The sequence below is a fragment of the Micromonospora sp. NPDC048063 genome (assembly GCF_043202855.1).
Lineage (GTDB): Bacteria > Actinomycetota > Actinomycetes > Mycobacteriales > Micromonosporaceae > Micromonospora.
Map to the genome: position 1 here is coordinate 388782 of NZ_JBIDBG010000005.1, position 24970 is coordinate 413751.

Consider the following 24970-nt stretch of genomic DNA (forward strand, 5'->3'; position numbering starts at 1 on the left):
GGCATGGCATTTCGCGACAAGGAACTGCGGGTGCCGGGACCTCTCACGGTCGCCGGCCGTCAACTCAAGCGCTACCACGTCGACCAGCCGGAACGGCGGATCGAGCCGGAGGTGGAGCGGGCCGCGTACGCGGTGCTGCCCCGCCTGCTGCCGGCCCGCGACGGCGACGACACCCCGTCGGCGGGCTGGGTGGTGCTGCACCGGGGCGCCGACACGGGGGCCTACCTGCTGGCGTACAGCTGGGTCTGGGACAACGTGGTCGAGGTGCGCGTCGCGGCGGCCGGCCAGCCCGCCCTGGACTGCCCGGACGACGACCCCACCCGCTTCGTCGACCTGACCCGCCCGTGGGCGGGCTGCGTCTGGGAGCTGGGCGTGCTGGAACACGAGCGGGCCGCCTGGGCCCGGCACGTGCTGGCGCCGGAGCGCCCGGACCTCGCCGGCTGGCTCGCCGACACCCGCGCCGAGGGGCCGGTGGGCCGCTGATGGGCGATTTCGACTTCCTCGTCGGCACCTGGGACGTGGCCAACCGGCGCCTGCGCGAGCGGCACGTCGGCAGCGACGACTGGGACGAGTTTCCCGGCGTCTCCGTGGCCCGGAGCTTCTTCGGCGGCGCCGGCAGCTTCGACGAGATCACCTTCCCCACCCGGGGCTTCTCCGGCGCCACCGTGCGGATCCTCGACCCGGCCGCCGGCACGTGGTCGATCTACTGGATGAACAGCCGGCACGGGGTGCTGGAGCTGCCGCCGGTGGTGGGCCGGTTCACCGACGGCGTCGGCACGTTCCTCGCCGACGACGTCGACGAGGGTCGGCCGATCCGGTGCCGGTTCGTCTGGTCGGGCGTCACCGCGACCTCCTGCCGCTGGGAGCAGGCGTTCTCCACCGACGGCGGGCGCACCTGGGAGACCAACTGGACGATGGACTTCACCCGGCGGCCGGCCGGCTGACCGCGCGGAGGCTCAGCCGGCGGCGACGCCGAGCCGGTGGGGCATCTCCCAGCCCTCCGCGAGCCGGGACGGGTGCACGTTCTGCCCGCCGCCGAAGAACTCGCAGAACTTCATGATCAGCGGGTCCCAGCGCAGCGGGTCCACGTGGCTCGTCCCGGGGATGACCAGCTCCTCCTCCACGTACGCGCGCAGCACCTCGACCTGGAAGGCGGTGGCTTGCACGTCGGCCCCGGCGAAGGGGTGGGCCGCGATCACCCGGCACTCCAACTGGACCGGGCACTCCGCGACCCGGGGTGCCCGGACCAGCTCCGAGGGCTGTGCGGTCAGCCCGGCCAGGGTGAACTTGTCCGGCTCGTACCGGTAGCCCTGGCGCAGCTTGTGCGCCGGCACGTCCGGCCGGCCCGTGGTGAGCGCGATCCGGTCGACCGCGTCGACCATCGCCGAGGACGGCAGGTTGAGCACGCACTCGCGTTCGCGCAGCAGGTTGGCGGTGGTCCGGCCACTGTCGCCGAGCCCGAGCATGGCGTGCTGCCCCAGCCACCACGCCGACGACATCGGCGCGAGATTCGCCGTGCCGTCCGGGTTGCGCGAGCTGACCAGGACCACGGGGGTTCCGAAGTAGAGCACCTTCAGGCCGGGAACCACGTGCACACGTCCGCCTTCCACCGTCGTTCGGGGCCACGGCGGCCCCGCCCACGACTCTGCGCCCGCCATCCCAGCCGATGCTGGCGGCAATCGGACGTAGCGCTCGACCACCTGCGCAGAAGCCGCGCGGCGGGGTCAGGTCGGCGGGGGAGCGGTGCCGCGGTAGATCGCGGCCAGCCAGACGTCGAGCAGCACGTCGACCACGTCCCGCTCGGCCACGGCCGGGCCGTCGCCGGCGAACGTGGCGTACCAGACGCGCTCGTTCATCGAGTTGAGCGCGATGGCCAGGTCGCGGGCCGGCACGCCGTCGGGGGCCGCGCCGCGGCGGCGCTCGGCCTCGATCGCGGTCTCGATCGCCTGCACCCAGCGTTCCAGCACGCTCGCCCACTGCCGGCGCACCTCGGCGTTGGTGCCGCGCACCTGGGCGCAGGCCAGCACCACCGCCCGGTGGGCGCCGAACGTCTCGTGGAACCGGTCGATCAGCTCCCGCCAGCGCGCCCGCGGATCCTCGGCCAGCCGCTCCAGCACGTCGCCGGCCGCGGCGTCGGCCTCCTCGGTGACCCGGTCCAGCAGCGTCAGCAGCACCGCGTCCTTGGAGGGGAAGTAGAAGTAGAAGGTGGGCCGGGAGATGCCCGCGCCCCGCGCCAGGTCGTCGACGGAGACGTCGGCGACGGCCCGCTGCCGCAGCAGCCGCTCGGCGGTGGCCAGGATGGCCGACTCGCGTTCGTCCCCCGCCGACCGCGCCCCGCGGCGTCCGCGCGCGGTGGCGCTCCCGGCTGCCGTACGGGCGGGCGTCATGGCCGCTGACTCTACACCGGATCGACACGGTGTCGACGGGACTCGACAGGGTGTTGACTGGCGTCGACGGCCGTGACTAGTGTCCGGTGTCACCTCCGCGGACGGGAGACCGAGATGGCCACCGACCACGTCGACGTGCTCGTCGTCGGTGCCGGCCTGTCCGGCGTCGGCGCCGCCTGCCACCTGCGCCGCCACTGTCCGGAGAAGACGTACGCGGTGCTGGAGGCCCGCGACGCGATCGGCGGCACCTGGGACCTGTTCCGCTACCCCGGCGTCCGCTCCGACTCCGACATGTTCACCCTCGGCTACTCGTTCAAGCCGTGGACGGACCCGAAGGCGATCGCCGACGGCGACGCCATCCGCGACTACGTCCGCCGGACCGCCCAGGAGTACGGCGTCACCGACCACATCCGCTTCCGGCACCGCGTCGTGCGCGCCGAGTGGGACAGCGGGCGGGCCCGCTGGACGGTGCACGCCCACCGCGACGACACCGCCGAGACGGTCGAGCTGACCTGCTCGTTCCTGTTCACCTGCGCGGGCTACTACCGCTACGACGCCGGCTACACCCCGCGGTTCCCCGGCACCGAGCGGTACGCGGGGCGGATCGTGCACCCGCAGCACTGGCCCGAGGACCTCGACCACGCCGGCAAGCGGGTGGTGGTGATCGGCAGTGGCGCCACGGCGGTGACCCTGGTGCCCGCGCTGGCCGAGCGCGCCGCCCACGTGACCATGCTCCAGCGCTCACCCACGTACGTCATGGCGCTGCCCTCGCGCGACGTCGTCGCCGACGCCCTGCGGCGCTGGCTGCCGGCGAAGGCCGCGTATCCGGTGGTGCGCTGGAAGAACGTCCTGCTCGCCACCGCCAACTTCCAGCTCAGCCGGCGCGCCCCCGCCCTGGTGAGGAAGCTGCTGCTGCGGGCCGCGCGGGGCCGGCTGCCGGCCGGCTTCGACGTCGACCGGCACTTCTCGCCCCGCTACGACCCGTGGGACCAGCGGCTGTGCGTGGTGCCCGACGGCGACCTGTTCACCGCGGTGAAGAGGGGCCGGGCGTCGGTGGTCACCGACACCGTCGACACCTTCACCGAGCGGGGCGTCCGGCTCTCCTCCGGCGAGGAGTTGGCGGCCGACGTCGTGGTCACCGCCACCGGGCTCAACCTGCTCGCCCTCGGCGGCATGACCCTGACCGTGGGCGGCGCCGAGGTCGACCTGGCCGGCACCGTCGCCTACAAGGGCATGATGCTCTCCGGGGTGCCGAACTTCGCGATGACCATCGGCTACACCAACGCCTCGTGGACGCTCAAGGCCGACCTGGTGGCCGCCTACGTCTGCCGGCTGCTGCGGCACCTGGACCGCACCGGCCAGCAGGTCGTCACCCCGCTGCCGCCCCCCGACGGCGAGTTGCGGCCCATAATCGACCTGACGGCCGGGTACGTGCTGCGCGGCGTCGACGCCCTGCCGAAGCAGGGCGACCGGGCGCCGTGGCGGCTGTACCAGAACTACCCCCGGGACGTGCTGCTGATGCGGCACGGCCGACTCACCGACTCCGGCGTGCGGTTCTCCCCCGCCGGCACACCGGAAAGGAGGACCGTCCGTGCGTAGGTTCGTCTTCACGGGCGGCACGGCAGTCGTCACGGGCGCCGCCAGCGGGATCGGCGAGGCCCTCGCCCACGGGCTGGCCCGCCGGGGCAGCGACCTGGTGCTGCTCGACCGCGACGCCGGGCGGCTCGACGCCGTGGCCGCGGCCGTCCGCGCCGCGCACCCCGACCGGCAGGTCACCACCTACCTGGTCGACCTGGCGGACGCCGCCGCGACGGCGCGGGTGGCCGAGGAGGTCCGGCAGCGGCATCCGGCGATCCGGCTGCTGGTCAACAACGCCGGGGTGGCGCTGGGCGGCCGGTTCGACCAGGTGACCCTCGACGAGTTCGGCTGGGTCGTCAACGTCAACTTCCGGGCCGTGGTGCAGCTGACCCACGCCCTGCTGCCCACGCTGCGGGCGGAGCCCGGCGCGCACCTGGTCAACGTCTCCAGCATCTTCGGGGTCATCGCCCCGGCCGGGCAGGCCGCCTACTCGGCCAGCAAGTTCGCCGTCCGCGGCTTCACCGAGGCGCTGCGCCACGAGCTGGCCGACGACGGGATCGGGGTGACCTCCGTGCACCCGGGCGGCATCCGCACCCGGATCGCGCAGAACGCCCGGGTGGGCAGCGGCGTCTCCGCCGAGGAGTTCGAGACGGGCCGCCGGCAGTTCGAGCGGTTGCTCACCATCGACCCCGCCAAGGCCGCCGAGGTGGTCCTGCGCGGGGTGGAACGCCGCCGGGGCCGGGTGCTGATCGGCTGGTCGGCGAAGCTGCCCGACCTGCTGGCCCGGGTGGCGCCGGCGTCGTACCACCGGGTCCTGGCGTTCGGGCTCGACCGGGTGGCGGCCGGTCCCGCACGCCGCGCCACGACCACGCCGTCCGTCCCGGCGCCACGGCGACCCGAGTCGGCCCCCGCGGCCGACCCGGCCGGGGAGCCGGCGTGACCGCCCCGGCCGCGCGCCGGCCCCGGCACGTCATCGTCGACGGCCGGCGGGTGTGCCACCGCGTCGACGGCGACGGGCCCCCGGTGGTGCTGCTGCACGGCATCGGCCGCACCCTGCGCGACTTCACCGAGCTGCACGAGCTGCTCGCCGACCGGTTCCGGGTGCACAGCGTCGACCTGCCCGGCTGCGGCGGCTCGCTGCCGATGGCCCAGCCCTGCACCCTGCCGGCGCTCGCCGGGTTCGTCGGCCGCTACCTCGACGCCGTCGGCGTCGACCGGCCCGCGCACGTGGTCGGCAACTCCCTGGGCGGTGCGATCGCCATGCGCCTCGCGGCGTCCGAGCCGGCCAGGGTGGCCAGCCTGACGCTGGTGAACAGCGCCGGCTTCGGTCGGGAGGTGACCATCGCGCTGCGCCTGCTCGCGCTGCGCCCGCTGGGCCGGCTGCTGCTGCGGCCCAGTCGGTGGGCCGCCCGCCGCGCCGAGCTGTCCCTGTTCCACGACCCGGCCTTCGCCACCGCCGAACGCGTCGCGTACGCCCTGGAGGTCGCCCGCCTGCCGTACGCGGCCCGGGTGATGCTGGAGACCGCCCACCACCTCGGCACGTTCCGGGGCGTGAGCGCGCAGTGGCGGGAGGAACTGCTGTCGGAGGTGGAGCGGCTGGACATCCCCACCTTCGTCGTCTGGGGCGACCGGGACCTGATCCTCCCGGCGTCGCACCTCGACGCCGCCCGGGCGCGGCTGCCCGGAGCCCGCACCCACCTGTTCCGGAACTGCGGGCACATGCCGCAGATCGAGTGCGCCGAGGAGTTCCACCGCCTGCTCGTCGACTTCTGGTCCACGGCGGGAACGGACGCCGCCCCGGCGCCCGCCGGCGCCGTCCCGCCCGACGACGCTGCTCCGCCCGACGCTGCTCCGTCCGGCGGCGGCGCGCCGCCCGGGGGCGTCGCCCCGCCCGCCGTGGATCGACCGGTGGTCGCGGAGGCAGGCTGACGTCCAACCGGTCCCGTCCCGTCCGGCATCGGTGCGCTCCCGGGCCGAGGCCGACCCCCGACCGGGCGTCCCCGCGCTCGGCCGCGAGGTGGGTTCGTCGAGCGCGCCGGGCCGGCGGGGTGAGCGGAGGGCCCGGCGGGGAAAGCGGGTGGGATGTCCGACGTGACCCTCCTCCTCGGCGGCGACGTGATGACCGGCCGAGGCGTGGACGCGATCCTGCCCGCACCGGGCCCGCCCGAGCTGCGCGAACCCGCCGTCCGGGACGCCCGCGACTACGTCGGCCTGGCCGAGGCCGCCGCCGGCCCGGTCCCGCGCCCGGCGCCGCCGGCCTGGCCGTGGGGCGAGGCGCTTGACCTGCTCGACGCGCTGCGGCCGGACGTGCGGGTGGTCAACCTGGAGACGGCGGTGACGGGCCGGGGCGCACACGCCCCGGCCAAGGCGATCCACTACCGGATGCACCCGGCGAACCTGCCCTGCCTGACCGCGGCCCGGCTCGACGTCTGCGCGCTGGCCAACAACCACATCCTCGACTTCGGCGCGGTCGGCCTCACCGACACCCTCGACGCGCTGGCCGGCACGGGCATCGCCACCGCCGGCGCCGGCCGGGACGAGGCGTCGGCCTGGGCGCCCGCCCGGGTGCCGCTCGCCGCGGGCCGCCGCCTGCTGGTCTGGTCGGTGGCCGCCCCGTCCAGCGGCGTGCCCCCGCCCTGGGCGGCCACCGCCGACGCGCCCGGGGTGGCGTACCTGCCCGAGGTCTCCGCCGCGTCGGCCGACGCGCTGGCCGGCCGGATCGCCGCCGTGGCGGGGCCGGGGGACCGGGTGCTGGTCTCCGTGCACTGGGGCTCCAACTGGGGGTACGACGTGCCGCCCGAGCACGCCGACTTCGCCCACCGGCTGGTCGACGCGGGGGTGGACGTGGTGCACGGCCACTCGTCGCACCACCCGCGCCCGGTCGAGGTGTACCACGACCGGCTGGTCCTCTACGGCTGCGGCGACCTGGTCGACGACTACGAGGGGATCGGCGGGCAGGAGGCGTACCGGCCGGAGCTGCGGCTGCTCTGGCTGCCCACCCTCGACGCGGCGACCGGGGCGCTGCGTCGGCTGCGGGCGGCCCCGGTGCGGATGCGCCGGATGCGGTTGGAGCGGGCCGCGCCCGGGGACGCCCGTTGGCTCGCGGACCTGCTGGGCGGCTTCGGCCCGCCGTTCGCCTCCGGGTTCGACGTGGACCCCGACGGGCTGCTGGCCCTCCAGCCGCGCTGACGGCCCGCCCGACGGGGGCCCGCGCCGACGGCCCGGCCTGGCGGTCTCCCCGCGTCGACGGTCGCCGTCCTGGCCGTGGCCCGCGCCGGCCGTGGCGTGCGCCACCCCGAGGACGGGGCGATCGGTCGCGTCGACGCCAGGGGCGCATCATAGATACATGACGCATCCCTCCCCGTCCCGTCGGGTCGCCGCGCCGTCGGCCGCCGAACGCGCCTACCGCCACCTCAAGCGGGCGATCCTGGAGCAGATCCACCCGGGCGGTTCGCTGGTCAGCGAGGGGGAGATCGCCGAGGCCGCCGGCGTGTCCCGCACGCCGGTCCGGGAGGCGCTGCTGCGCCTGGAGGCCGAGGGGCTGGTCAAGCTCTACCCCAAGCGGGGCGCGCTGATCCGCCCGGTCTCGGCCCGGGAGATCACCGACGTGATCGAGGCGCGGCGACTGGTCGAGCTGCACGCCGCCGAGCGGATCTGGCCCCGCCGGGCGGCGCTGCGGGAGGGGCTCGCCGCCCGGCTGGCCGAGATGCGCGCCGCGCACGCCGCCGGCGACGTGACCGCGCTGATGGAGGCCGACCGCGCCTTCCACGCCATCGTGGTCGACGCGGCCGGCAACGAGATCCTCGCCGAGCTGTACCAGCGGCTGCGCGACCGGCAGCTGCGGATGGGGGAGGCCAGCTTCCGGCTCTCGCCCGGCTGGGCCGAGACGGCACTGGCCGAGCACGCCGCCCAGCTCGCCGCGCTCGACTCCGACGACCCCGGGCCCTGGCTCGCCGCCGTCGCCGCGCACATCGACAAGGCCGCGGACGTGCTGCGGGCGCTGCCGTGACCGTCCTGACCACCCCGGCGCCCGCGCCGGTCGCGCCGCGCCGTGCCGCCGCGCTGGTCTGGGGCGTGGCGGTGAGCGCGTACGTGGCCGCGGTGTTCCACCGCAGCTCGCTGGGTGTCACCGGGGTCGACGCGGCGCACCGCTTCGAGATCAACTCCTCGGTGCTGGCCACCTTCTCCGTCGCCCAGCTCGCCGTGTACGCGCTGATGCAGGTGCCGGTCGGCGTGCTGCTCGACCGGTTCGGCTCCCGGCGGCTGCTCATCGCCGGCGGCGCGCTGATGGTCGCCGGGCAGGTCTGCTTCGCCCTCGCCACGGACGTGCGCCTCGCCGTGGCCGCCCGCGTCCTGGTCGGGCTCGGCGACGCGATGACCTTCATCAGCGTGCTGCGGATCGTGGCGTTCTGGTTCCCGGGGCGACGCAACCCGATGATGACCCAGCTCACCGGGACGCTCGGGCAGCTCGGGGCGATCCTCGGCGCCGTACCGCTGGTGGCGCTGCTGCACCGGGCCGGCTGGACTCCCGCCTTCCTCGCCGTCGCGGCGGTGGGGGCGACGGTGCTCCTGATGATCGTGGTTGCCGTCCGGGACACCCCGCACGGGGAGACCGCCCCCGGCCCGGCACCCGACCTCGCCGCCGTGCGCCGGAAGCTGCGGGCCGCCTGGGCCGAGCCGGGCACCCGGCTGGGCCTCTGGACGCACTTCGTCACCCAGTTCTCCGGCTCCGTGTTCGCCCTGCTCTGGGGATACCCGTTCCTGGTGCAGGGGCAGGGGCTCAGCCCGACGGCCGCCGCGTCGCTGCTCACCCTGATGACCGTCGCCATGTTCCTGACCGGGCCGGTGATCGCGCACCTGTGCGCCCGCCACCCGTTCCACCGGTCGGTGCTGGTCTTCGTGATCACCGGCGCCACCGCCGCGGTCTGGGCCGTCGTGCTGGCCTGGCCGGGACGCGCGCCGGGCTGGCTGCTGGTCACGCTGGTGCTGGTGCTGGCGGTCAACGGCCCCGGCTCCATGATCGGCTTCGACTACGCGCGCACCGCCAACCCGGTCAACCGGATCGGCAGCGCCAGCGGCGTGGTCAACGTCGGGGGCTTCCTCGCCTCCATCGTGCTGGTGCTGGCCGTCGGCGTGGTGCTCGACCTGGCCACGCCGGCCGGTCGGGCCGCCCCGGACCTGGCCGCCTTCCGCTGGGCCTTCGCCGTGCAGTACGCCCTCTGGGCGCTCGGCGCGGTGCAGGTCCTGCGCTACCGCAACGCCGCCCGTCGGGAGGCCGCCGCGCGGGCGCGTACCCCGGCCGCGCCCTGAGCCCGGCGCGGGCGGGCCCGGCCCGCCTCACGGTCAGCGGAGCCGGCGGCGGAGGGTCAGGTCGTCGAGCACCAGGGTCAGGCCGGCCCCGAGCAGCCAGACGTCCTTGGCCAGGCCGATGCCCTGCTGGGTGGGCTTCAGGCTGCCGGGCTCGCGCATCCCCGGCGTCCTGAGGTAGAGCTGCACCAGACCCGCGCCGAACGCGGCCAGCCCCAGCCCCGCGAGCACCGACGGGACGAACGGCGCGAGCAGCGCCGCGCCCAGGGCGACCTCGGCCCGGGAGAGCAGCCGGGCGAACCGGTTCGGATCGAGCTGCCCGAGCTGCGGGATCGCGCCGACGGCCATCCCGTGCATGCCCTGCGCCGCCTCCCCCTCCAGGTTCCGCTTGCCGAGGCCGGAGTTGAGGATGAACGCGCCGGTGCTGACCCGCAGCGGCAGATGACTGACCTTCATGGCGCACTCCCGTCCCACCGTCGAACCGTGCCCCCGCCTACCCCGCCCGCGAGGTGATAACCGCCCGATCTGGCGTTGGGACGACGGATGATCAGCGGTAGCGTCGCCGAGGGGACGTCACCCCACGGTGCCGCGCGCAGCGCACCCTGGATGACGGCGGCGTGGTGCGCCGGCGTGGAGCAGGAGGAAATCGTGAGCCAGCAGGTCAGGGGAGTCATCTCCCGCAGCAAGGGCGCACCGGTCGAGGTGACGACGATCGTGGTGCCGGACCCGGGGCCCGGCGAGGCCGTCGTGCGGATCCTGTCCTGCGGGGTCTGCCACACCGACCTGCACTACCGCGAGGGCGGCATCAACGACGACTACCCGTTCCTGCTCGGGCACGAGGCCGCCGGCATCGTCGAGGAGGTCGGGGCCGGCGTCGACAGCGTCGCGCCCGGCGACTTCGTGGTGCTCAACTGGCGGGCCGTCTGCGGGGTGTGCCGCGCCTGCCGCCGGGGCCGCCCGTGGTACTGCTTCGCCACCCACAACGCGTCCCAGAAGATGACCCTGACCGACGGCACCGAACTCGCCCCGGCGCTCGGCATCGGTGCCTTCGCCGAGAAGACGCTGGTCCACGCCGGCCAGTGCACGAAGGTGGACCCGGCCGCCCGGCCCGCCGCCGTCGGGCTGCTCGGTTGCGGCGTGATGGCCGGTCTCGGCGCCGCCATGAACACCGGCGGGGTCACCCGGGGCGACTCGGTGGCCGTGATCGGCTGCGGTGGCGTCGGGGACGCGGCGGTCGCCGGCGCGGCGTTGGCCGGCGCGACGACGATCATCGCGGTGGACACCGACCCCCGCAAGCTCGACTGGGCCCGCAAGTTCGGCGCCACGCACACCGTGAACGCCCGCGAGGACGACGCGGTCGAGGCGATCCGCGCCGCGACCGGTGGCTTCGGCGCCGACGTGGTGATCGACGCGGTGGGCCGCCCGGAGACCTGGAAGCAGGCCTTCTACGCCCGCGACCTGGCCGGCACGGTGGTGCTGGTGGGCGTGCCGACGCCGGAGATGACCGTCGACGTGCCGCTGCTGGACGTGTTCGGCCGCGGCGGCTCGCTGAAGTCGAGCTGGTACGGCGACTGCCTGCCCAGCCGGGACTTCCCGATGCTCACCGAGCTCTACCTGCAGGGCCGCCTCGACCTGGACGCGTTCGTCACCGAGGAGATCGCGCTGGACGGGGTCGAGGAGGCGTTCGCCCGGATGCACCGCGGCGACGTGCTCCGCTCGGTGGTGGTCCTCTGATGGCGGCCCGCGTCGACCACGCCGTCACCTCCGGCACCTTCTCCCTCGACGGCCAGACCTTCGACGTGGACAACAACGTCTGGATCGTCGGCGACGACACCGAGTGCGTCGTCGTCGACGCCCCGCACGACGTCGAGGCGATCCTGTCCGCCGTCGGCGACCGGCGGGTACGCGCCGTCCTCGCCACCCACGCCCACGACGACCACGTCCGGGTGGCCCCGGCGCTGGCCCGGGCCACCGGCGCGCCGGTGCTGCTGCACCCCGCCGACCGGGTGCTGTGGGACATGGTGCACCCGGACGAGGCGCCGGGCGGGGAACTGCGCGACGGGCAGACCGTCGAGGTGGCCGGGGTCGCGCTGACCGTCCTGCACACTCCCGGCCACAGCCCCGGCGCGTGCAGCTTCCACGCCCCGACGCTCGGCGTGGTGTTCACCGGCGACACGCTCTTCGCCGGCGGGCCCGGCGCCACGGGGCGCTCGTACAGCGACTTCGGCACGATCGTCGCCTCGATCCGGGACCGGCTGCTCACCCTGCCGCCAGAGACGGTGGTGCACACCGGGCACGGCGACAGCACCACCGTCGGCGCGGAGGCCCCGCACTTGGACGAGTGGCTGGCCCGCGGGCACTGACCGCGCGGGCCGGCGGGCACTGACCGCGCGGGCCGGCCACGGTCAGCCCGCCGGCCGGACCGGACCCGCCGGCCCGGTCCGGGCGACGCCGCCCACCCGGCGGGCGGGGGAGGAGCGTCGGCGTCGGTCAGAGCGGGCGGCGGATGTGCAGGCGGACCGTCGTGCCGGCGGCGGTGCTGTACACCCGGACCAGGTCGCAGAGCGCCTGCACGATCACCAGGCCCCGCCCGCCGACGCCGTCCTTCGCCGGAGTCAACCGGCCGGCCAGCGGGTCGGCCAGCCAGCCGTCGTCGTGGATCTCGCAGACCAGGTGCTCGGCGGTCCGCCAGACCCGCAGCACGCCCGCGCCCCCGGCGTGCGCGATGCTGTTCGTGGCCAGCTCGGTCACCGCGATCTGCAGGTCGGCCACCCGGTCCTCGTCCAGCCCGGCGACCCGGCCGTGGCCGGCGACGAACGCGCGCACGGCGGGCAGGCTGTCGACCTGGTAGGCCAGTGCCGCGACCGGTTCCGCTGGTGCCGGCAGCGGGAGGTTGTAGCGGGCGACCACCTCCGACGGGGCGTACGCCCCGCTCGACCGCCGCCCCGCGTCGTCGACGAGCACCGGGTGCGTGGCGCACGCGTCGGTCAGCACGTCGTCGTCGAGGCCCGCCACGTCGTACGGGCAGAGGATGGTGGCGTCGCGGCCGGCGAACGCCATGTTGATCAGCGCCTCGTGCTGGGCGCAGGCCGGATACTCGGTGTCGCTGCGCCCGGCCCAGATCGGCTCGCCGATGATCCGTACGCGCCGGCCGGCGTGTTCGTCGATGAACGCCTGCAGAACCCACGGGATGATCCGCCCCGGGTTCCGGCCGGCCTCGGTCATGTCCGCCCAGCGCACCCCGTCCATCGCGCCGACCTCGGCGCGGACCAGCCACAGGTTGGCGCCGGGCATCGCGACCAGCACCGGTTCTGCGGCGGCCAACCCGCTGGTGATGAACGGCACCGTGCCCGCCAACAGTTCGTCCGGGTCGCGGTAGAAGAGGCCCTCGTGCACGAAGGTGCCCGCTGTGCCACCCGGCCCGGTCATGCCGCCCGTCCCACGGGGGACGGCCCCGACGTGTCCAGGGAGTCGGCGGCGGCCCGACCGTGGCGGGGACCGGGGGCGACGAAACGGCCGACGGCGGCGAGCGCGTCGGTCTCGTCGTCGTCGGCCCAGCAGGCGTGGTCCCCCAGGGCGGCCTGGTCGACCACCGCACCAACAGTCAATTCCCTGCCTCCCGGTCGGCGCTCCCACTGTAATCCCCGGTTTCGGTACCGGCCCAGCGGGTGAACCGTAGGCGCCCGGCGTGCCGTGACCGACTAGGCTCTGCCGGCATGACGACGGACGCCGCCGGCCGCCCACCCGCCGTACGCCAGCTTCGTCTGGTCGTGGAGGCCGAGGACTACGAGGCGGCGGTCGTGTTCTTCCGGGACGCGCTGGGCCTGCCCGAGCAGGCCGCCTTCACGGGGGAGGGCGACGCGCGGGTGGTGATCCTCGACGCCGGCCGGGCGACGCTGGAGATCGCCAACCCGGCGCAGAAGCGGATGATCGACGAGGTCGAGGTCGGGCGGCAGGTCGCCCCCAAGATCAGGGTGGCGTTCGAGGTGGACGACAGCCGGTCCGCCACCCGCCGCCTGGTCTCCGCCGGCGCCACCGAGATCGCCCCGCCGACCGTGACCCCGTGGCAGTCGCTCAATGCGCGCCTCGACGCCCCGGCCGGCCTGCAGATCACGCTCTTCCAGGAACTGCTCGGCGCGGACGAGCGGGCGACCCTCGACGGCTTCGGCACCGACCGGGCGCGCGAGGAGTAACCGGAGAAGGCATCCGCCGATCCGTTCGGACCGTGGCCGGCAACGACGTCGCGGGCGGAACCGGGATCGGCCAAGGCCGGGCAGGTCGGTGACCGTCTGCCGCCGCCGCACGACGCTGCTCCGGCCGGCACCGAAAATCGGGTGCGTCCCGGCCCGCGCGCGGGAAGTATTCGCAGCCATGCAGCCCACGGCCGGTCCGGCCGCCGTCGACGCGGCACTGACCCCCGCCCAGCGCGCGGCGATCGGGCACGTCCGCGCGGCGGCGCTGCGCGACCGCCCCGCCGCCCTGGCCGTCATCGCCCGCGCGCTCGCGGGCTCGGGCGTGACCCACCGGCCGGAGTGCCTGATCGCCGCGGTCGGCCGGCACGGCCGCCTCACCCTCAACTTCCACCCGGACCGGCTGTGCGCCGACGGGCGTACGGTCGCGTCGGCCCTCGCCGCCGAGGGCGTCTACCGCAGCCAGTTCGAGACCGGCATCTCCAACGGCGGGCTGACCGCCTTCCCCGGGGGCGACCGGGACCGCTGGGAGGAGACGCTCTTCGGCGGCGCCTACCAGGTCCCCGGCGTGCCCCCGACGGACCGGCCGAAGTACGGCGGCCTGAACCTGCTCGACCACCCGGACGGTGCCAGCCCCCGGTTCGGCTCCTGCCACCTGCGGCTGCGCCCCGAGGTGCTCGCCCGGGCGACGTTCTGCTTCGGCGACAGTCACCTGGGCCCCCGCGACCTGGGCACCGTCGACGTCTTCGAGCCGGTGCTGGCGGCCCTCCTCGCGGCGACGGACAGCACCGGGGTGAGCCTGGGCGTGCCGGGGGACGTGGTGGCCCTGGTCCGGGCGCTGCTGCGCCGTCGCGAGGAGGCCGCGTGGGCCCCCGGCGCCGCGGGTCGCGCCCTCGACGACTACATCGAGGCCCAGATCCACGGGGAGTTGAGTCTGGCCCGGGACGTGGAGGCGGTGGTCATGGACCCGTCCTTCCGGGGCACCGAGGCCGGGGAGACCCTCGACGCGCTGGCCCGTCGGCACGGCGTCGCCCTGCACTGGCACGCCGGCTTCGCGCTTCCCGTCGACCGGATCGACCCCGACTTCCGGGGGCCGGCCATCCCCCCGCTGGCCGCCCGGGTGCACGCCGAGTTCGCCCGGCCGGGCGATCCGGTCGACGCCGCCCTGATCGGGCGCGCGGCGGTCTCCGTGGTCACCGAGCCGTCCCGCTGGGCCGACCGGGGGCCGGCCGAGGTCACCCTCCAGCACCTCAAGCAGCTCTGGCACGTCCTCGTCCGGTTCGGCGCGCCCCACGCCGCCTGAGCCGATCCGGTCCGGCACCCTGCCGGCCCTCACCGGTCCGGCCTCGCGGTGAGCGTGCCCCGGCTCTGCTGACCCACGATCTTCTGCGGGACGTGTTGGCGTCCCGGCCCGGACTCGGCCGGCTGGGGTCGATCGTCTGGTTCATCCTTTCCCGTGCCGAACGCAGGGGAGTGTTCTCGCCCGTCCCTCGTGCCGAGTGACGGGGACCGCAGCACGCCACCACCGGCTCATATCCGGAATGCCCGACAGGGCAGGCTGGTTGTGTCCCCCGTACCGCCGGAACCGAAACCTCCTCCGGCGCGGAAGTTTCCCCCGAGGAGCGCTCAGCACGGAGCGCTTCGCCTGACCGAAAGGGCAACCATCGTGAAGTACGACTTCACTCGGTGGCTCCCGGCCATCGCGAAGGACTCGAAGGACTCGAACCGCAAGATCGCGCTGAGCGTGGTGGGTGTCGCCGCCCTCGGTGGCCTGGCCTTCGGGCCGACGGCCGTCGCCGCACCTGTCACCAGCACGCCGCACGAGGGCGCCGTGGCCGCGATCGAGCAGGCCACCGGCCAGGGCAAGTCGGCCTCCAGCGAGGAGTCGGCCCTGACCACCGGCGGCGAGACGGCCAAGCCGGTCGCCGACAAGCCCGCCCGAGATGAGCTGATCCCGCACGGCGTGCAGGGTGCCCAGTCGCGCATCCCGCTCGACGACGCGCAGCTCGCCAACGCCAAGGCCATCATCAAGGAGGCCAAGGAGACCGGCGTGGGTGAGCGGGGCGCCGTCATCGGCATCGCGACGTCGCTGCAGGAGTCGAAGCTCTACAACCTCGGCCACCTGGGCGCGTACAACGACCACGACTCGCAGGGCCTGTTCCAGCAGCGCCCGTCGTCGGGTTGGGGTTCGCCCGACCAGGTCACCGACCCCGAGTACGCCTCGCGGGCGTTCTTCGAGGCGCTCAAGAACGTCGGCGGCTGGCAGGACCTGCCGCTGACCTCCGCCGCACAGACGGTGCAGGTCTCGGCCTACCCGTTCGCGTACGCGCAGTGGGAGGAGCAGGCGGCGGACATCGTCGCCCAGCTCTGGTGACGACCGCGTGACAACCGCATGACCCGACCGGCCGGTCCCGATTTCAGGGGCCGGCCGGTTGCGCCTGCGGCGGCGCGCTCTTTCGGCGCTGTGCTGTGGTGCGTGGTGGTGGGGGTGTGCGGGCCACACCCCTTCGGTGGTCGCGCGCCGTCCGTGCCTGGATGTCGGTTTCGCGGTACGGCTGCCGTGAGGCGTCCGCGAAGGCGTCGGCGTGGCGTCGGTGAGGCGTCGCGATGTGGGGTTGGCCTGGTGTCGCCTGCGGCGTGGCGACCGGTCGACCCGCTGTCGGCGGGTCCGGGTGGGTGGGGTGCCGTGGGCGCTGTCGAGCTGCCCCATCTGTGAGACCACCCCCGTCACACCAGACTCGGTCGCCTGCGGCGGCATGCTGTGCCCCATCTGTGAGGGCAGCTCGACAGGGACCAGGCAGCGGAACCCGTGGGGTCCGGTTGTGTCCCGTCTGTGAGGGCAGCTCGACACGGGCCAGATGGCAGCGTTCCGTGGGTCCGGTTCGGGGTGTGACCGGGGGCATCGTGGGGGCGGAATCGTGGCCGGGGCGGGGTCGTTACACCCTGCGTACGGCCGAGCAAGACCACCCCCGCCCCCCGGCGGGCTGGCGTGCGGGCCCCGGAATGTTGGTGGGCCGCCGGTCGTTACACATGGTCCCGGCCGGTGGAGGGCGACCCCCTCGCCCCGCGACGCGGGCCGCTCCCGGTCTCCAGATGGCCGGTCTGATTCTTCCCGGCGCGTGACGCGCCGGATCCCCCGATTTCTTGAGCGCCGGACGGTGCTTGTGCCCCGCTGAACCCCCCCTTCGGCGTGTGGTGCCAACCCCCGAATGGAGCGTCTGATGAACACGATCATGCGTAAGAGCGTTCTTGGTATTGCTGGTCTGGCTGTTGCTGGTGGTCTGGCTGCTGGTCCGCTGAACCACGCCGACACCACCCCCGTGGCGGCGACGCCGGTCACCGCTGTGGCGGTGCAGGCGGACAGGCCGGCCGTGGACATGGCGAAGCTGGTTCCGCATGGTGTGCAGGGTGCGCAGTCGCGCATCGACCTGTCGGACGAGCAGGTGGGTAACGTGAAGGCGATCATTGCGGCGACGAAGAAGGCCGGGATGGACGAGCGGGCCGCGGTGGTGTCGATCGCGACGGCGTTGCAGGAGTCGAAGCTGGAGAACCTGGGTCATCTGGGTGACCGCAACGACCACGACTCGCAGGGCCTGTTCCAGCAGCGCCCGTCCTCGGGTTGGGGCACGGTGGAGCAGATCACCGACCCGGAGTACTCGACGACGGCGTTCCTGAAGGGTCTGAAGCAGGTCGACGGGTGGCAGGACATGCCGCTGACCGAGGCCGCGCAGACGGTGCAGGTGTCGGCGTACCCCGACCACTACGCCCAGTGGGAGCAGCAGGCCGCCGACCTGGTTGCCGAGCACTGGAACAGCTGACGACAGGTGCATGACGCCGCTGGCCGGTACCCCCGTGCGGGGTACCGGCCAGCGGCGTCCTCGCGTCACGAGCGGGCAGGCCCACACCGGGTCCGGGTCCCCGGGTGGAGGCGGTCGCGTGCGGTGGCGTTCAGCGGCGGTGGCCGAGGGCGACGTCCACCAGGGCGGCGACCAGCGCCAGCGCGATGACCGCGGCGGCCAGCAGGAGGGAGTGTCGGAAAGCGACGCCGTAGTCGCCGTCGCTGCCGGCCAGCGACGAGAAGAAGACCGAGCCGACGGCGGCGATGCCGGCGGCGGAGCCGATGCGCTGGCCGGTCTGCAGCATGCCCGCGCCGCTTCCCGCCTGGGGCACCGGTACCTGGGACAGGGTGAGGGTCTGGTTCGGGGCGATCACCAGGCCGCTGCCCAGCCCGGCGACCAGCAGCGGCGCCGCGGTCAGCCACGGCACCACGGCGCCGGCGGGCGCCAGGGCGAGCGCGCCGACCACCGCGACGAGCCCGACGACCACGGTGAGCAGACCGACCGCGACCAGCGGCCGGCCGAAGCGGTTGACGATCCGGCCGCCGAGGGCGGACGCGGCGGCCGAGCCCAGCGCGAAAGGGGTGATGGCCACGCCGGCGACCAGCGCGCTGTAGCCGAGGCCGTTCTGGAGGTAGAGGGTGAAGACGAAGAAGATCGCGGTGAACCCGCCGAAGTAGACGAGCGCGATCAGTGATCCGAGGGCGTATGACCGGAATCGGAACAGGCGCAGGTCGAACAGCGGATCCCGGCGCCGGGCGTACCACCGTTCCCAGGCCCCGAATCCGGCCAGGGCGAGCAGTCCGGTCGGCACCAGCAGCCACTTCGCGCGGCCCTGCCACTGCTGCTGCTGGACCAGCGGCAGCAGCACCAGCAGCACGCCGAGCCCGAGCAGCAGCACTCCGACGGGATCCAGCCGCCGGTGGTCCGCGGGGCCCGCCCGGCGGCCGGGGAGCAGCCGCCAGCCGAGGACCACCGCCACGATCCCGACGGGCACGTTGACGAAGAACACCCAGCGCCAGCCGTGCTCCTCGCCGCCGATGGCGATCAGCAGGCCGCCGAGCAGCGGGCCGACGGCGGTGGAGATGCCGATGGTGGCGCCGAGCAGGCCGAACGGGCGGCCCCGCTCGGGCCCCCGGAACAGCTCCTGGATCAGGCCGGTGACCTGCGGGTTGACCAGCCCGGCGGCGGCGCCCTGGAGCAGTCGGGCCGCGACCAGCCACGCGGGGGAGGCGGCCAGCCCGGCGAGGGCGCTGGCGAGCGTGAACAGGGCGATCCCGAAGACGAACGCGGTGCGCCGGCCGCGCGCGTCGCCGAAGCGTCCGGCGGGGACCAGCACCAGCCCGAACGTCAGGGCGTACCCGGAGAGCACCCACTGCAGGTCGCTGGGGGAGGCCCCGAGGGCGCGGTCCATCGAGGGGACGGCGACGTTGACGATGCTCACGTCGAGCAGCGTCATGAAGGCGGCGACCAGCCCGACGCCGAGGGCCTGCCAGCGCCGCCGGTCGTCCGGGGAGGCGGTGGCGTCGGCCGGTCGCGGCGTACGGGCCGCGCTCATCGTGCCTCCCGTGGACCGGTGGTCGGGCATCGCTGTCCGCTACCCCGGTCCGCGGGAGGCGAATCGTGGCGGGCCGCCCGCCGGGTCACGCCAACTGTTGGGCGCAGAACCGGGGGCCGAAGTCCAGCCCGGCCATCGGCGAGTCCTCGCGGTGCAGCAGGTTCTTCTCGGTGAGCAGGTGCAGTGGCGCGCGCAACTGCTCCTCGGTCAGCCCGGCCTCCTGGGCGATCAGGTCCGGGTACGGCACCTGCCCGCGCGCCTCCAGGGCCGCGACGGCGTCGTACACCCGTTCCTCGACGTCCGACAGTTGGACCTGCCGCATGATGTCCTCCTTCGCCTTGCCCGCCCCACGGGCGGTTGCGCCGCGCGGTTACCCCGTGGCCGGCCGAAGATGCCCACCCGATCGGGCGGTGGTCCGGTCGCGCCGACGCCCCCGGAACCGGCCTCCTGGCATACGCTGCAGCGGTGATCATCTGGGATCTCGCCGTCGTCGGCGCCGGCCCCGCCGGCCTCTCCGCCGCCCATGCCGCCGCCCGCGCGGGCCTGCGCACACTCGTGCTGGAACGGGCCGCCCACCCCCGCTACAAGACCTGCGGGGGCGGCCTGATCGGCACCTCGCTCGCGGTGGTCGCCGACCGGATCGACGTCCCGGCGCACGACCGGGTGGACCGGGTGACGTTCACCCGGGACGGGCGACGCCGGTTCACCCGACGGCACCCCGACGGCCCGCTGGTGACGATGGTGCGGCGTGAGGAGTTCGACGACCGGCTGCGCCTCGCCGCGGCCGCGGCCGGCGCCGAGGTCCGCGAGCGCGCCGCGGTCCGCGCCGTCGAGCAGGACCCCGAGGGCGTACGCCTGCGGCTGGCCGACGGGGAGACGGTGCGGGCGCGTGCCGTGGTCGGCGCGGATGGCTCCTCGGGCGTGACGGCTCGGCACGTGGGGGTCCGCCACCGGCAGGTCGACCTGGGACTGGAGCTGGAGTTGCCGGTGCCGCCGCGGGAGCAGGACCGCTGGCGGGGCCGCGTGCTGCTGGACTGGGGCCCGCTGCCCGGCTCGTACGCCTGGGTCTTCCCGAAGGGCGACCGGCTCACGGTCGGCGTGATCGCCGCACGGGGCGAGGGGGAGCGGACCCGGGCCTACCTGCGCGCGTTCGTTGACCGGCTGGGTCTGTCGGGGGTGGAGCCGGCGCACGACTCGGGGCACCTGACCCGCTGCCGCGCCGAGGACTCCCCGCTGCGTCGGGGCCGGGTGCTGGTGGCGGGCGACGCGGCGGGGCTGCTGGAACCGTGGAGCCGGGAGGGCATCAGCTACGCGCTGCGCTCCGGCGAGCTGGCCGGCGCCGCGGTCGCCGCGGGTGACCCGGCGGGCTACGAGCGGGCGGTGGCGCGGGACCTGGTGCCCTCGATGCGCGCGGGGCACCGGCTGCTGGACGTGTTCGCGCGGCGGCCGGAGGTCTTCCACGCGCTGCTGGCGACCCCGCCGGGCTGGCGGATGTTCGTGCGGTTCTGCCAGGGGCGGGCGAGCTTCGACGAGACGTTGGGCCGGGCCCCGGTGCGGGCGGCGCTGGCGCTGCTGGACCGGCTGCCGGCCCCCCGCGCGCCGCTGGCGAAGCTGCCGTCCTGACCGGGGATGCCTAGGATCCCGTCTTTCACCCAGGATCCTAGGATGCTTTAGGGGTGGTGACGCCGGGCGCCACGGGCGGAGAATGACGGCGTCGAGGGGGAGAGCAGATGGCAGAGGACCGCTCCGAGTCGCCGTTCACCGACGACGAGTACGCCTTCCTGCGGCACGTGCGTTTCGGCGAGATGCCGCCGGCGGTCCCGCCGGAAGAGCGGGTCGCGCTGACCGAGACCGAGCCGCGCCGGGACCGACCGGATTCGGAGGCTTCGGACCGGTGGGACCTGCGGCACGGCGCCTGACGGCGCGTCGCGCGCGGCGGCGTCGCCTCGTCCGCGCGACCTGCCCGGTACGCGGACGGGCCGCGGGCGATCCGCCCACGGCCCGTCCGGTGATCGTCGGTCAGAAGACCGGCACGCCCTCGCGCACCAGCTTCCAGTTCGGCTGGTAGAAGTCGGCCGGGTCGATCGCGCCCTTGGCCTGCGCCCAGTCGATCAGCAGTTGACGGATCTCCTGCTGCTCGTTGTAGACCTGGGTCTTCACGATGCCGGGGAAGTTGCCGCCGCCGCTGCGGCGGTAGTTGTTCACCGCCACCACGAACTGCGCGTTGTCCGCCACCGGGGTGTCGGTGCCGGGCAGCACCAGGCGGGTGACGCGCTGGCCCACCAGCCGGGAGATGTCGATGTCGTACTCCAGGCCGGAGAAGACGTCGTAGTTGTAGTCCGGCACCGCCGGATCGCTGATCGTCTCCGGGTCGACCGGGGCGCCCGGGGCGAGGGTCCGGAAGTACTTCGCCGAGTACTCCAGGTAGGCCCGCACCTCGGCGCCGCTGAGCACGACGGCCTCGAGGGTGTTGTCGAAGACGTACAACCCGGCGACGTCGCGGATCTTCACGTCGCCGGCGGGGAAGACCGCGGTCCGGCTGAACGGCGCCGCGATCGACAGCACCGGCAGCGCCGCGTACGACGTGCCGGCGAGCGCCTGGCCGACCACCTCGGTCTGGACGTGGTTGATGAAGTCCAGGATCGGGGTGTCCTTGTACCGGCTCTCCGCCGCCGACAGCTCCACGGTGGAGCGCGCCACGACCTGGTTGACGTACGCGACGGTCTTCTGGTGCTGGGCCCGCACGGCGGCGAGGACCGCCGGGTCCTCCACCACGGTGTTGGTGTTCAGCAGGGCGGCGGTCTTCTTGGTGATCTTCCACCGGCCCCTCTCGCGGGCCAGCGTGAAGTCCATCCGGCTCAGCCGCTGGCCCCACTTCGACGGCTCGGTGAGCAGCACCTGCTCACCGGTCCGCGCGTTGGTCACGAACTTCTCGGCGACCTCGGCGTGGGCGTGGCCGAAGAGGATCGCGTCGATGCCGGGGACCTGCTCGGCGATGAGCGCCGTCGGATTCTCGTTCGGCAGCTCCGGGCCGTAGCTGGAGGTGCCGCTGTCGCCGCCGTGCGCGGAGATCAGCACGATGTCGGCGCCGCGCTCCCGCATGATCGGGACGTACTTCGCGGCCGTGGCGATCATGTCGTCGAACCGCAGTCGGCCCTCGACGTTGGCCTTGTCCCAGATCGCGCTGCCGGGGTTGGTCAGGCCGAGGATGCCGACCCGCAGCGGCGGCGCGGCGAAGCCGACGGAGACCTTCTTGATGACGAACGGCAGGAAGGCCGGCTTGCCGGTGGCGACGTTGACGGCGTTGGCCGCCAGCGCCGGGAAGCCGAGCTGCGAGATCCACTTGGCCAGCAGCGGCAGGCCGTAGTTGAACTCGTGGTTGCCCAGCGTCACGGCGTCGTACCCGAGCACGTTCATGGCGTTGGCCATCGGGTGCGTCGCCCCGGTGGTGGTGATCGGCTCCTGCTTGGCGTAGAAGGTGGCCAGCGGCGTGCCCTGGATGGTGTCGCCGGCGTCGAGCACCAGCGTCGCCTTGCCCCGCCGCTCGGTGCGGATCTGGTTGACGAGGGTGGCCAGCTTGGCGACGCCGACGTCGTTGTGCTTGCTGTCGTCGTACTCGGCGTCCTTGTAGTAGTCCCAGTTGTAGACGTTGCCGTGGGTGTCCGAGGTGCCGAGGATCGTGAGGTCCCAGGTCCGCGACCGGGCCGCGCCGGCCGCCTGGGCGGGGGTGGCGGCGATCAGCGGGACGCTCGCCGCCGCGGCCGCGGCGGCGAGCACCGTCCGACGCGACGGGCCGGAGGGAGAGGTCATGACGTGCCCTTCCATGGGGGTCGGGGCGCCTGGTGGGCGCCGAGCGCACCCTAACGAGCGGCCGTCACTCCTGCCACAGCAGCCCGAGGTGTCCCACAGCACCAGCGTCCGCGGGCCGCCCGGGGTAACACCGCCCCGGCCGTTTCCGCCCGTCGGCTCTGGGTAGGGCGGTGGGATACCAGGAACCCGAGCAGGTGCGCGAGGAGACGTCGGTGAGCGAGGACCAGCACACCCAGCAGGACCCCACCAGCCAGTACGGCCAGCAGGAGGGGCAACCGGGGCAGCAGCAGACGCCGCCCGGCGCGACCGGCAGGATGACCCCGAAGCCGGACCACGGCGAGGAGTCGTACCGCGGCAGCGGCAAGCTCGACGGCAGACGGGCGGTGATCACCGGCGGCGACTCCGGCATCGGTCGCGCGATCGCCATCGCGTACGCCCGGGAGGGCGCCGACGTGCTCATCTCCTACCTGGGCGAGGAGGAGGACGCCGACGCCCGGGAGACCGTCCGGCTGGTCGAGGAGGCCGGCCGCAAGGGCGTCGCCGTGCGCGGCGACATCACCGACCAGCGGCACTGCGAGGAGCTGATCGGGCGGGCCGTGCGGGACCTCGGCGGGATCGACATCCTTGTCAACAACGCCGCCTACCAGATGGCGCAGGAGAAGGGCATCCTCGGGATCAGTGACGAGCAGTTCGACCGGGTGCTCAGGACCAACCTGTACGCCATGTTCTGGCTCTGCAGGGCGGCGGTGCCGCACATGTCCGAGGGCTCGACCATCATCAACACCTCGTCGATCCAGGCGTTCGACCCGTCGCCGCAGCTGCTGGACTACGCCACCACCAAGGCGGGGATTGCCAACTTCACCAAGGCGCTCGCCGCCGACCTGGCGGAGCAGGGGATCCGGGTGAACGCGGTGGCGCCCGGCCCGATCTGGACGCCGCTGATCCCGGCGACCATGCCGCGGAAGAAGGTCGAGCAGTTCGGCCAGGACACCCCGGAGGGGCGCCCCGGCCAGCCGGCCGAGCTGGCCCCGGCGTACGTCTTCTTCGCCTCCCAGGAGTCCAGCTACGTCACCGGCGAGGTCCTCGGCGTGACGGGTGGCCGCCCCACCAAGTAATCCCCGCGCCCCGCGCCCCGGAACAACGGGTCAGCGGGGCCAGACGGCGAGGCGGGCGCGGACGCGGGCGACGGCGGCGGCGTCCAGGCCGTAGCGGGCGAAGCGCCGGTCCGGCAGCCGGTCCAGATAGCGGCCGGCGGCGCGGACGTCCGACGGATCCAGGGCCGGGTCGAGCTGGCGGGCCAGCTCCAGCAGCTCCGCCACGTCGTGCTGCTCCAGGGCCGCCGCCACGTCGATGTAGTCCCGAACCTCTCGCCGGTTCACCAGTGCGGCGGTCTTGTTCGCCATCAGGTCCCGCACGTCCATCACCGGGCCGAGGTCCATCACCACCGGGCTGCGGTGCCGGTCGAGGCGGGCGAGGCTGAGCCGGATCCGCCGCCCGTCCCGGCTCACCACGAAGTCCTTCAGGTCCCGGTCGAACCCGTCGAACAGCTCGGCCAGCTCGCTGTCCGGGTCGGCGTCGCTCACCTCGAACCCGGCCCGTTCCAGCGCCGCCCGCACCCCGTCCGCCGCCGCGGCGGCCGCCCCCTCGACGTCGGCGAAGAGGTCCACGTCCTCGGTCGGGCGGGTCACCAGCCCGTGCGCCGCCCAGGCCACGCCGCCACCGAGCACGAACCGGTACGGCCCGGCGGCGGACAGGGCGACGCGGGCCACCTCCCGGTAGAAGTCGTGCGGGTGCGCGCCGCTCACGCCGTACGCAGACCCCGGTGGCGGATCTCCCACGCCTGGCGTACGCCCTTGGGGAGGTTGAGCAGCCGCCACACCCGGCGCAGGGTGCGCCCGTTGATGAGCACGCGGAGGTCCTCCGCGCGGGTGGTCTCCCGCAGGACGTTCTCGTACATCCAGAGCAACTCGTCCGGGTCGCCCAGGTCGAACGTGCGGTCGGCGTTCCACATCAGCTGCACGGGCAGCTCCACGACGCCGCGGGTGGGGCCGGCGAGCTCGGTGAGCGTCCGGGTCACCACGGCGGGCCGGCCCGGGCGGGCGAGGGGGGCCACGCGGGTCGCGGTGGGGGAGAGGCCGTGCATGCTGTCAGGGTAACGCCAGGTCCGCGGTTTGTCGGTGCTGGTTGTGCTGGGTGTCGGTGGTTGCGGTGGGGGTGTGGCCCGCCCGGCCCCGCGCCGGGGGGGGGGGGGGGGGCCCCGGCGCCGGCCCCCCCGGCCCCCCCCCCCCCGGGGGGGCGCGGCGG

At 74.4% G+C, this 24970-nt stretch carries 27 protein-coding genes; 17 read left to right on the forward strand and 10 right to left on the reverse strand.

Features of this window, described 5'->3' with window-relative positions:
• Window positions 1–3 precede the first annotated feature (3 nt).
• Window positions 4–483: a hypothetical protein gene (locus ACGFZ2_RS16695; RefSeq protein WP_363706791.1), complete on the forward strand. Its 480-nt coding sequence runs from the start codon at window positions 4–6 to the stop codon at window positions 481–483.
• Window positions 483–944 (forward strand): hypothetical protein, encoded by a 462-nt coding sequence (locus ACGFZ2_RS16700; protein ID WP_393454367.1) that lies wholly within the window; start codon window positions 483–485, stop codon window positions 942–944. The genes ACGFZ2_RS16695 and ACGFZ2_RS16700 overlap by 1 nt, the downstream gene beginning before the upstream one ends.
• A gap of 12 nt (window positions 945–956) precedes the next feature.
• Here the strand turns inward: ACGFZ2_RS16700 and ACGFZ2_RS16705 are convergent, their stop codons facing one another.
• Window positions 957–1595, reverse strand: coding sequence for a flavin reductase family protein (locus ACGFZ2_RS16705; RefSeq protein ID WP_393263897.1), 639 nt, complete (start codon window positions 1593–1595; stop codon window positions 957–959).
• A gap of 129 nt (window positions 1596–1724) precedes the next feature.
• Complete coding sequence (locus tag ACGFZ2_RS16710; protein WP_393263895.1) at window positions 1725–2387, reverse strand: TetR/AcrR family transcriptional regulator; 663 nt, start codon at window positions 2385–2387, stop codon at window positions 1725–1727.
• 114 nt (window positions 2388–2501) lie between these two features.
• Here ACGFZ2_RS16710 and ACGFZ2_RS16715 point away from each other — a divergent pair, with 114 nt between their 5' ends.
• From ACGFZ2_RS16715 to ACGFZ2_RS16740, 6 genes are all read left to right on the forward strand, one after another.
• A complete protein-coding gene (locus ACGFZ2_RS16715; RefSeq protein ID WP_393454370.1) occupies window positions 2502–3986 on the forward strand; it encodes a flavin-containing monooxygenase in 1485 nt (494 codons plus the stop codon).
• On the forward strand, window positions 3979–4905 hold the full coding sequence (locus ACGFZ2_RS16720; RefSeq protein ID WP_393454373.1) for an SDR family NAD(P)-dependent oxidoreductase: 927 nt from the start codon (window positions 3979–3981) through the stop codon (window positions 4903–4905). The genes ACGFZ2_RS16715 and ACGFZ2_RS16720 overlap by 8 nt, the downstream gene beginning before the upstream one ends.
• Window positions 4902–5894: an alpha/beta fold hydrolase gene (locus tag ACGFZ2_RS16725; RefSeq protein ID WP_393454376.1), complete on the forward strand. Its 993-nt coding sequence runs from the start codon at window positions 4902–4904 to the stop codon at window positions 5892–5894. The genes ACGFZ2_RS16720 and ACGFZ2_RS16725 overlap by 4 nt, the downstream gene beginning before the upstream one ends.
• 153 nt (window positions 5895–6047) lie before the next feature.
• Window positions 6048–7154, forward strand: a complete 1107-nt coding sequence (locus ACGFZ2_RS16730) for a CapA family protein (RefSeq protein ID WP_393454379.1) — start codon at window positions 6048–6050, stop codon at window positions 7152–7154.
• A gap of 157 nt (window positions 7155–7311) precedes the next feature.
• Entirely contained in the window at window positions 7312–7974 is a 663-nt protein-coding gene (locus ACGFZ2_RS16735; RefSeq protein ID WP_393263885.1) for a GntR family transcriptional regulator, read from the forward strand.
• A complete protein-coding gene (locus tag ACGFZ2_RS16740) occupies window positions 7971–9275 on the forward strand; it encodes a nitrate/nitrite transporter (protein ID WP_393263883.1) in 1305 nt (434 codons plus the stop codon). Before ACGFZ2_RS16735 ends, ACGFZ2_RS16740 begins: the two co-directional genes overlap by 4 nt.
• Before the next feature lie 33 nt (window positions 9276–9308).
• Here the strand turns inward: ACGFZ2_RS16740 and ACGFZ2_RS16745 are convergent, their stop codons facing one another.
• Window positions 9309–9728: a hypothetical protein gene (locus ACGFZ2_RS16745; protein ID WP_393454382.1), complete on the reverse strand. Its 420-nt coding sequence runs from the start codon at window positions 9726–9728 to the stop codon at window positions 9309–9311.
• A 192-nt stretch (window positions 9729–9920) separates the two neighbouring features.
• Between ACGFZ2_RS16745 and ACGFZ2_RS16750 the strand changes: the two genes are divergently transcribed.
• Complete coding sequence (locus ACGFZ2_RS16750; protein WP_357703226.1) at window positions 9921–11006, forward strand: S-(hydroxymethyl)mycothiol dehydrogenase; 1086 nt, start codon at window positions 9921–9923, stop codon at window positions 11004–11006.
• Complete coding sequence (locus tag ACGFZ2_RS16755) at window positions 11006–11635, forward strand: MBL fold metallo-hydrolase (protein WP_393263877.1); 630 nt, start codon at window positions 11006–11008, stop codon at window positions 11633–11635. The genes ACGFZ2_RS16750 and ACGFZ2_RS16755 overlap by 1 nt, the downstream gene beginning before the upstream one ends.
• A gap of 127 nt (window positions 11636–11762) precedes the next feature.
• On the opposite strand, the gene ACGFZ2_RS16760 is transcribed toward ACGFZ2_RS16755, so the two are convergent.
• Both ACGFZ2_RS16760 and ACGFZ2_RS16765 read right to left on the reverse strand, forming a co-directional pair.
• Window positions 11763–12701, reverse strand: a complete 939-nt coding sequence (locus ACGFZ2_RS16760) for an anti-sigma factor RsbA family regulatory protein (RefSeq protein ID WP_393263875.1) — start codon at window positions 12699–12701, stop codon at window positions 11763–11765.
• On the reverse strand, window positions 12698–12880 hold the full coding sequence (locus tag ACGFZ2_RS16765) for a hypothetical protein (protein WP_393454385.1): 183 nt from the start codon (window positions 12878–12880) through the stop codon (window positions 12698–12700). Before ACGFZ2_RS16765 ends, ACGFZ2_RS16760 begins: the two co-directional genes overlap by 4 nt.
• 108 nt (window positions 12881–12988) lie before the next feature.
• Between ACGFZ2_RS16765 and ACGFZ2_RS16770 the strand changes: the two genes are divergently transcribed.
• The 4 genes from ACGFZ2_RS16770 (at window position 12989) to ACGFZ2_RS16785 (ending at window position 17280) form a co-directional block, all read left to right on the forward strand.
• Window positions 12989–13465 carry a VOC family protein gene (locus tag ACGFZ2_RS16770; RefSeq protein ID WP_393263872.1) on the forward strand — a complete coding sequence of 159 codons (477 nt, stop codon included), beginning with the start codon at window positions 12989–12991 and terminating at the stop codon, window positions 13463–13465.
• Window positions 13466–13643: 178 nt separating this feature from the next.
• Complete coding sequence (locus ACGFZ2_RS16775; RefSeq protein ID WP_393454388.1) at window positions 13644–14765, forward strand: DUF3626 domain-containing protein; 1122 nt, start codon at window positions 13644–13646, stop codon at window positions 14763–14765.
• 363 nt (window positions 14766–15128) lie between these two features.
• Entirely contained in the window at window positions 15129–15836 is a 708-nt protein-coding gene (locus tag ACGFZ2_RS16780) for a hypothetical protein (protein ID WP_393263869.1), read from the forward strand.
• Window positions 15837–16683: 847 nt separating this feature from the next.
• Window positions 16684–17280 (forward strand): hypothetical protein, encoded by a 597-nt coding sequence (locus tag ACGFZ2_RS16785; RefSeq protein ID WP_393454391.1) that lies wholly within the window; start codon window positions 16684–16686, stop codon window positions 17278–17280.
• A 130-nt stretch (window positions 17281–17410) separates the two neighbouring features.
• Here the strand turns inward: ACGFZ2_RS16785 and ACGFZ2_RS16790 are convergent, their stop codons facing one another.
• Window positions 17411–18856, reverse strand: coding sequence for an MFS transporter (locus tag ACGFZ2_RS16790; protein ID WP_393454394.1), 1446 nt, complete (start codon window positions 18854–18856; stop codon window positions 17411–17413).
• An 85-nt stretch (window positions 18857–18941) separates the two neighbouring features.
• Window positions 18942–19178, reverse strand: coding sequence for a hypothetical protein (locus tag ACGFZ2_RS16795; protein ID WP_357465101.1), 237 nt, complete (start codon window positions 19176–19178; stop codon window positions 18942–18944).
• Window positions 19179–19321: 143 nt separating this feature from the next.
• Here ACGFZ2_RS16795 and ACGFZ2_RS16800 point away from each other — a divergent pair, with 143 nt between their 5' ends.
• Together ACGFZ2_RS16800 and ACGFZ2_RS16805 are read left to right on the forward strand one after the other, a co-directional pair.
• Entirely contained in the window at window positions 19322–20479 is a 1158-nt protein-coding gene (locus ACGFZ2_RS16800; RefSeq protein WP_393454397.1) for a geranylgeranyl reductase family protein, read from the forward strand.
• A gap of 107 nt (window positions 20480–20586) precedes the next feature.
• Window positions 20587–20775, forward strand: coding sequence for a hypothetical protein (locus tag ACGFZ2_RS16805; RefSeq protein WP_350712703.1), 189 nt, complete (start codon window positions 20587–20589; stop codon window positions 20773–20775).
• A 100-nt stretch (window positions 20776–20875) separates the two neighbouring features.
• Here the strand turns inward: ACGFZ2_RS16805 and ACGFZ2_RS16810 are convergent, their stop codons facing one another.
• Entirely contained in the window at window positions 20876–22666 is a 1791-nt protein-coding gene (locus tag ACGFZ2_RS16810) for a bifunctional metallophosphatase/5'-nucleotidase (protein WP_393454400.1), read from the reverse strand.
• A 212-nt stretch (window positions 22667–22878) separates the two neighbouring features.
• Here ACGFZ2_RS16810 and ACGFZ2_RS16815 point away from each other — a divergent pair, with 212 nt between their 5' ends.
• Entirely contained in the window at window positions 22879–23781 is a 903-nt protein-coding gene (locus ACGFZ2_RS16815) for an SDR family oxidoreductase (RefSeq protein ID WP_393454431.1), read from the forward strand.
• 30 nt (window positions 23782–23811) lie between these two features.
• Here the strand turns inward: ACGFZ2_RS16815 and ACGFZ2_RS16820 are convergent, their stop codons facing one another.
• Complete coding sequence (locus tag ACGFZ2_RS16820; RefSeq protein ID WP_393263860.1) at window positions 23812–24471, reverse strand: nucleotidyl transferase AbiEii/AbiGii toxin family protein; 660 nt, start codon at window positions 24469–24471, stop codon at window positions 23812–23814.
• Window positions 24468–24809 carry a hypothetical protein gene (locus ACGFZ2_RS16825; protein WP_393263858.1) on the reverse strand — a complete coding sequence of 114 codons (342 nt, stop codon included), beginning with the start codon at window positions 24807–24809 and terminating at the stop codon, window positions 24468–24470. Before ACGFZ2_RS16825 ends, ACGFZ2_RS16820 begins: the two co-directional genes overlap by 4 nt.
• Window positions 24810–24970 lie beyond the last annotated feature (161 nt).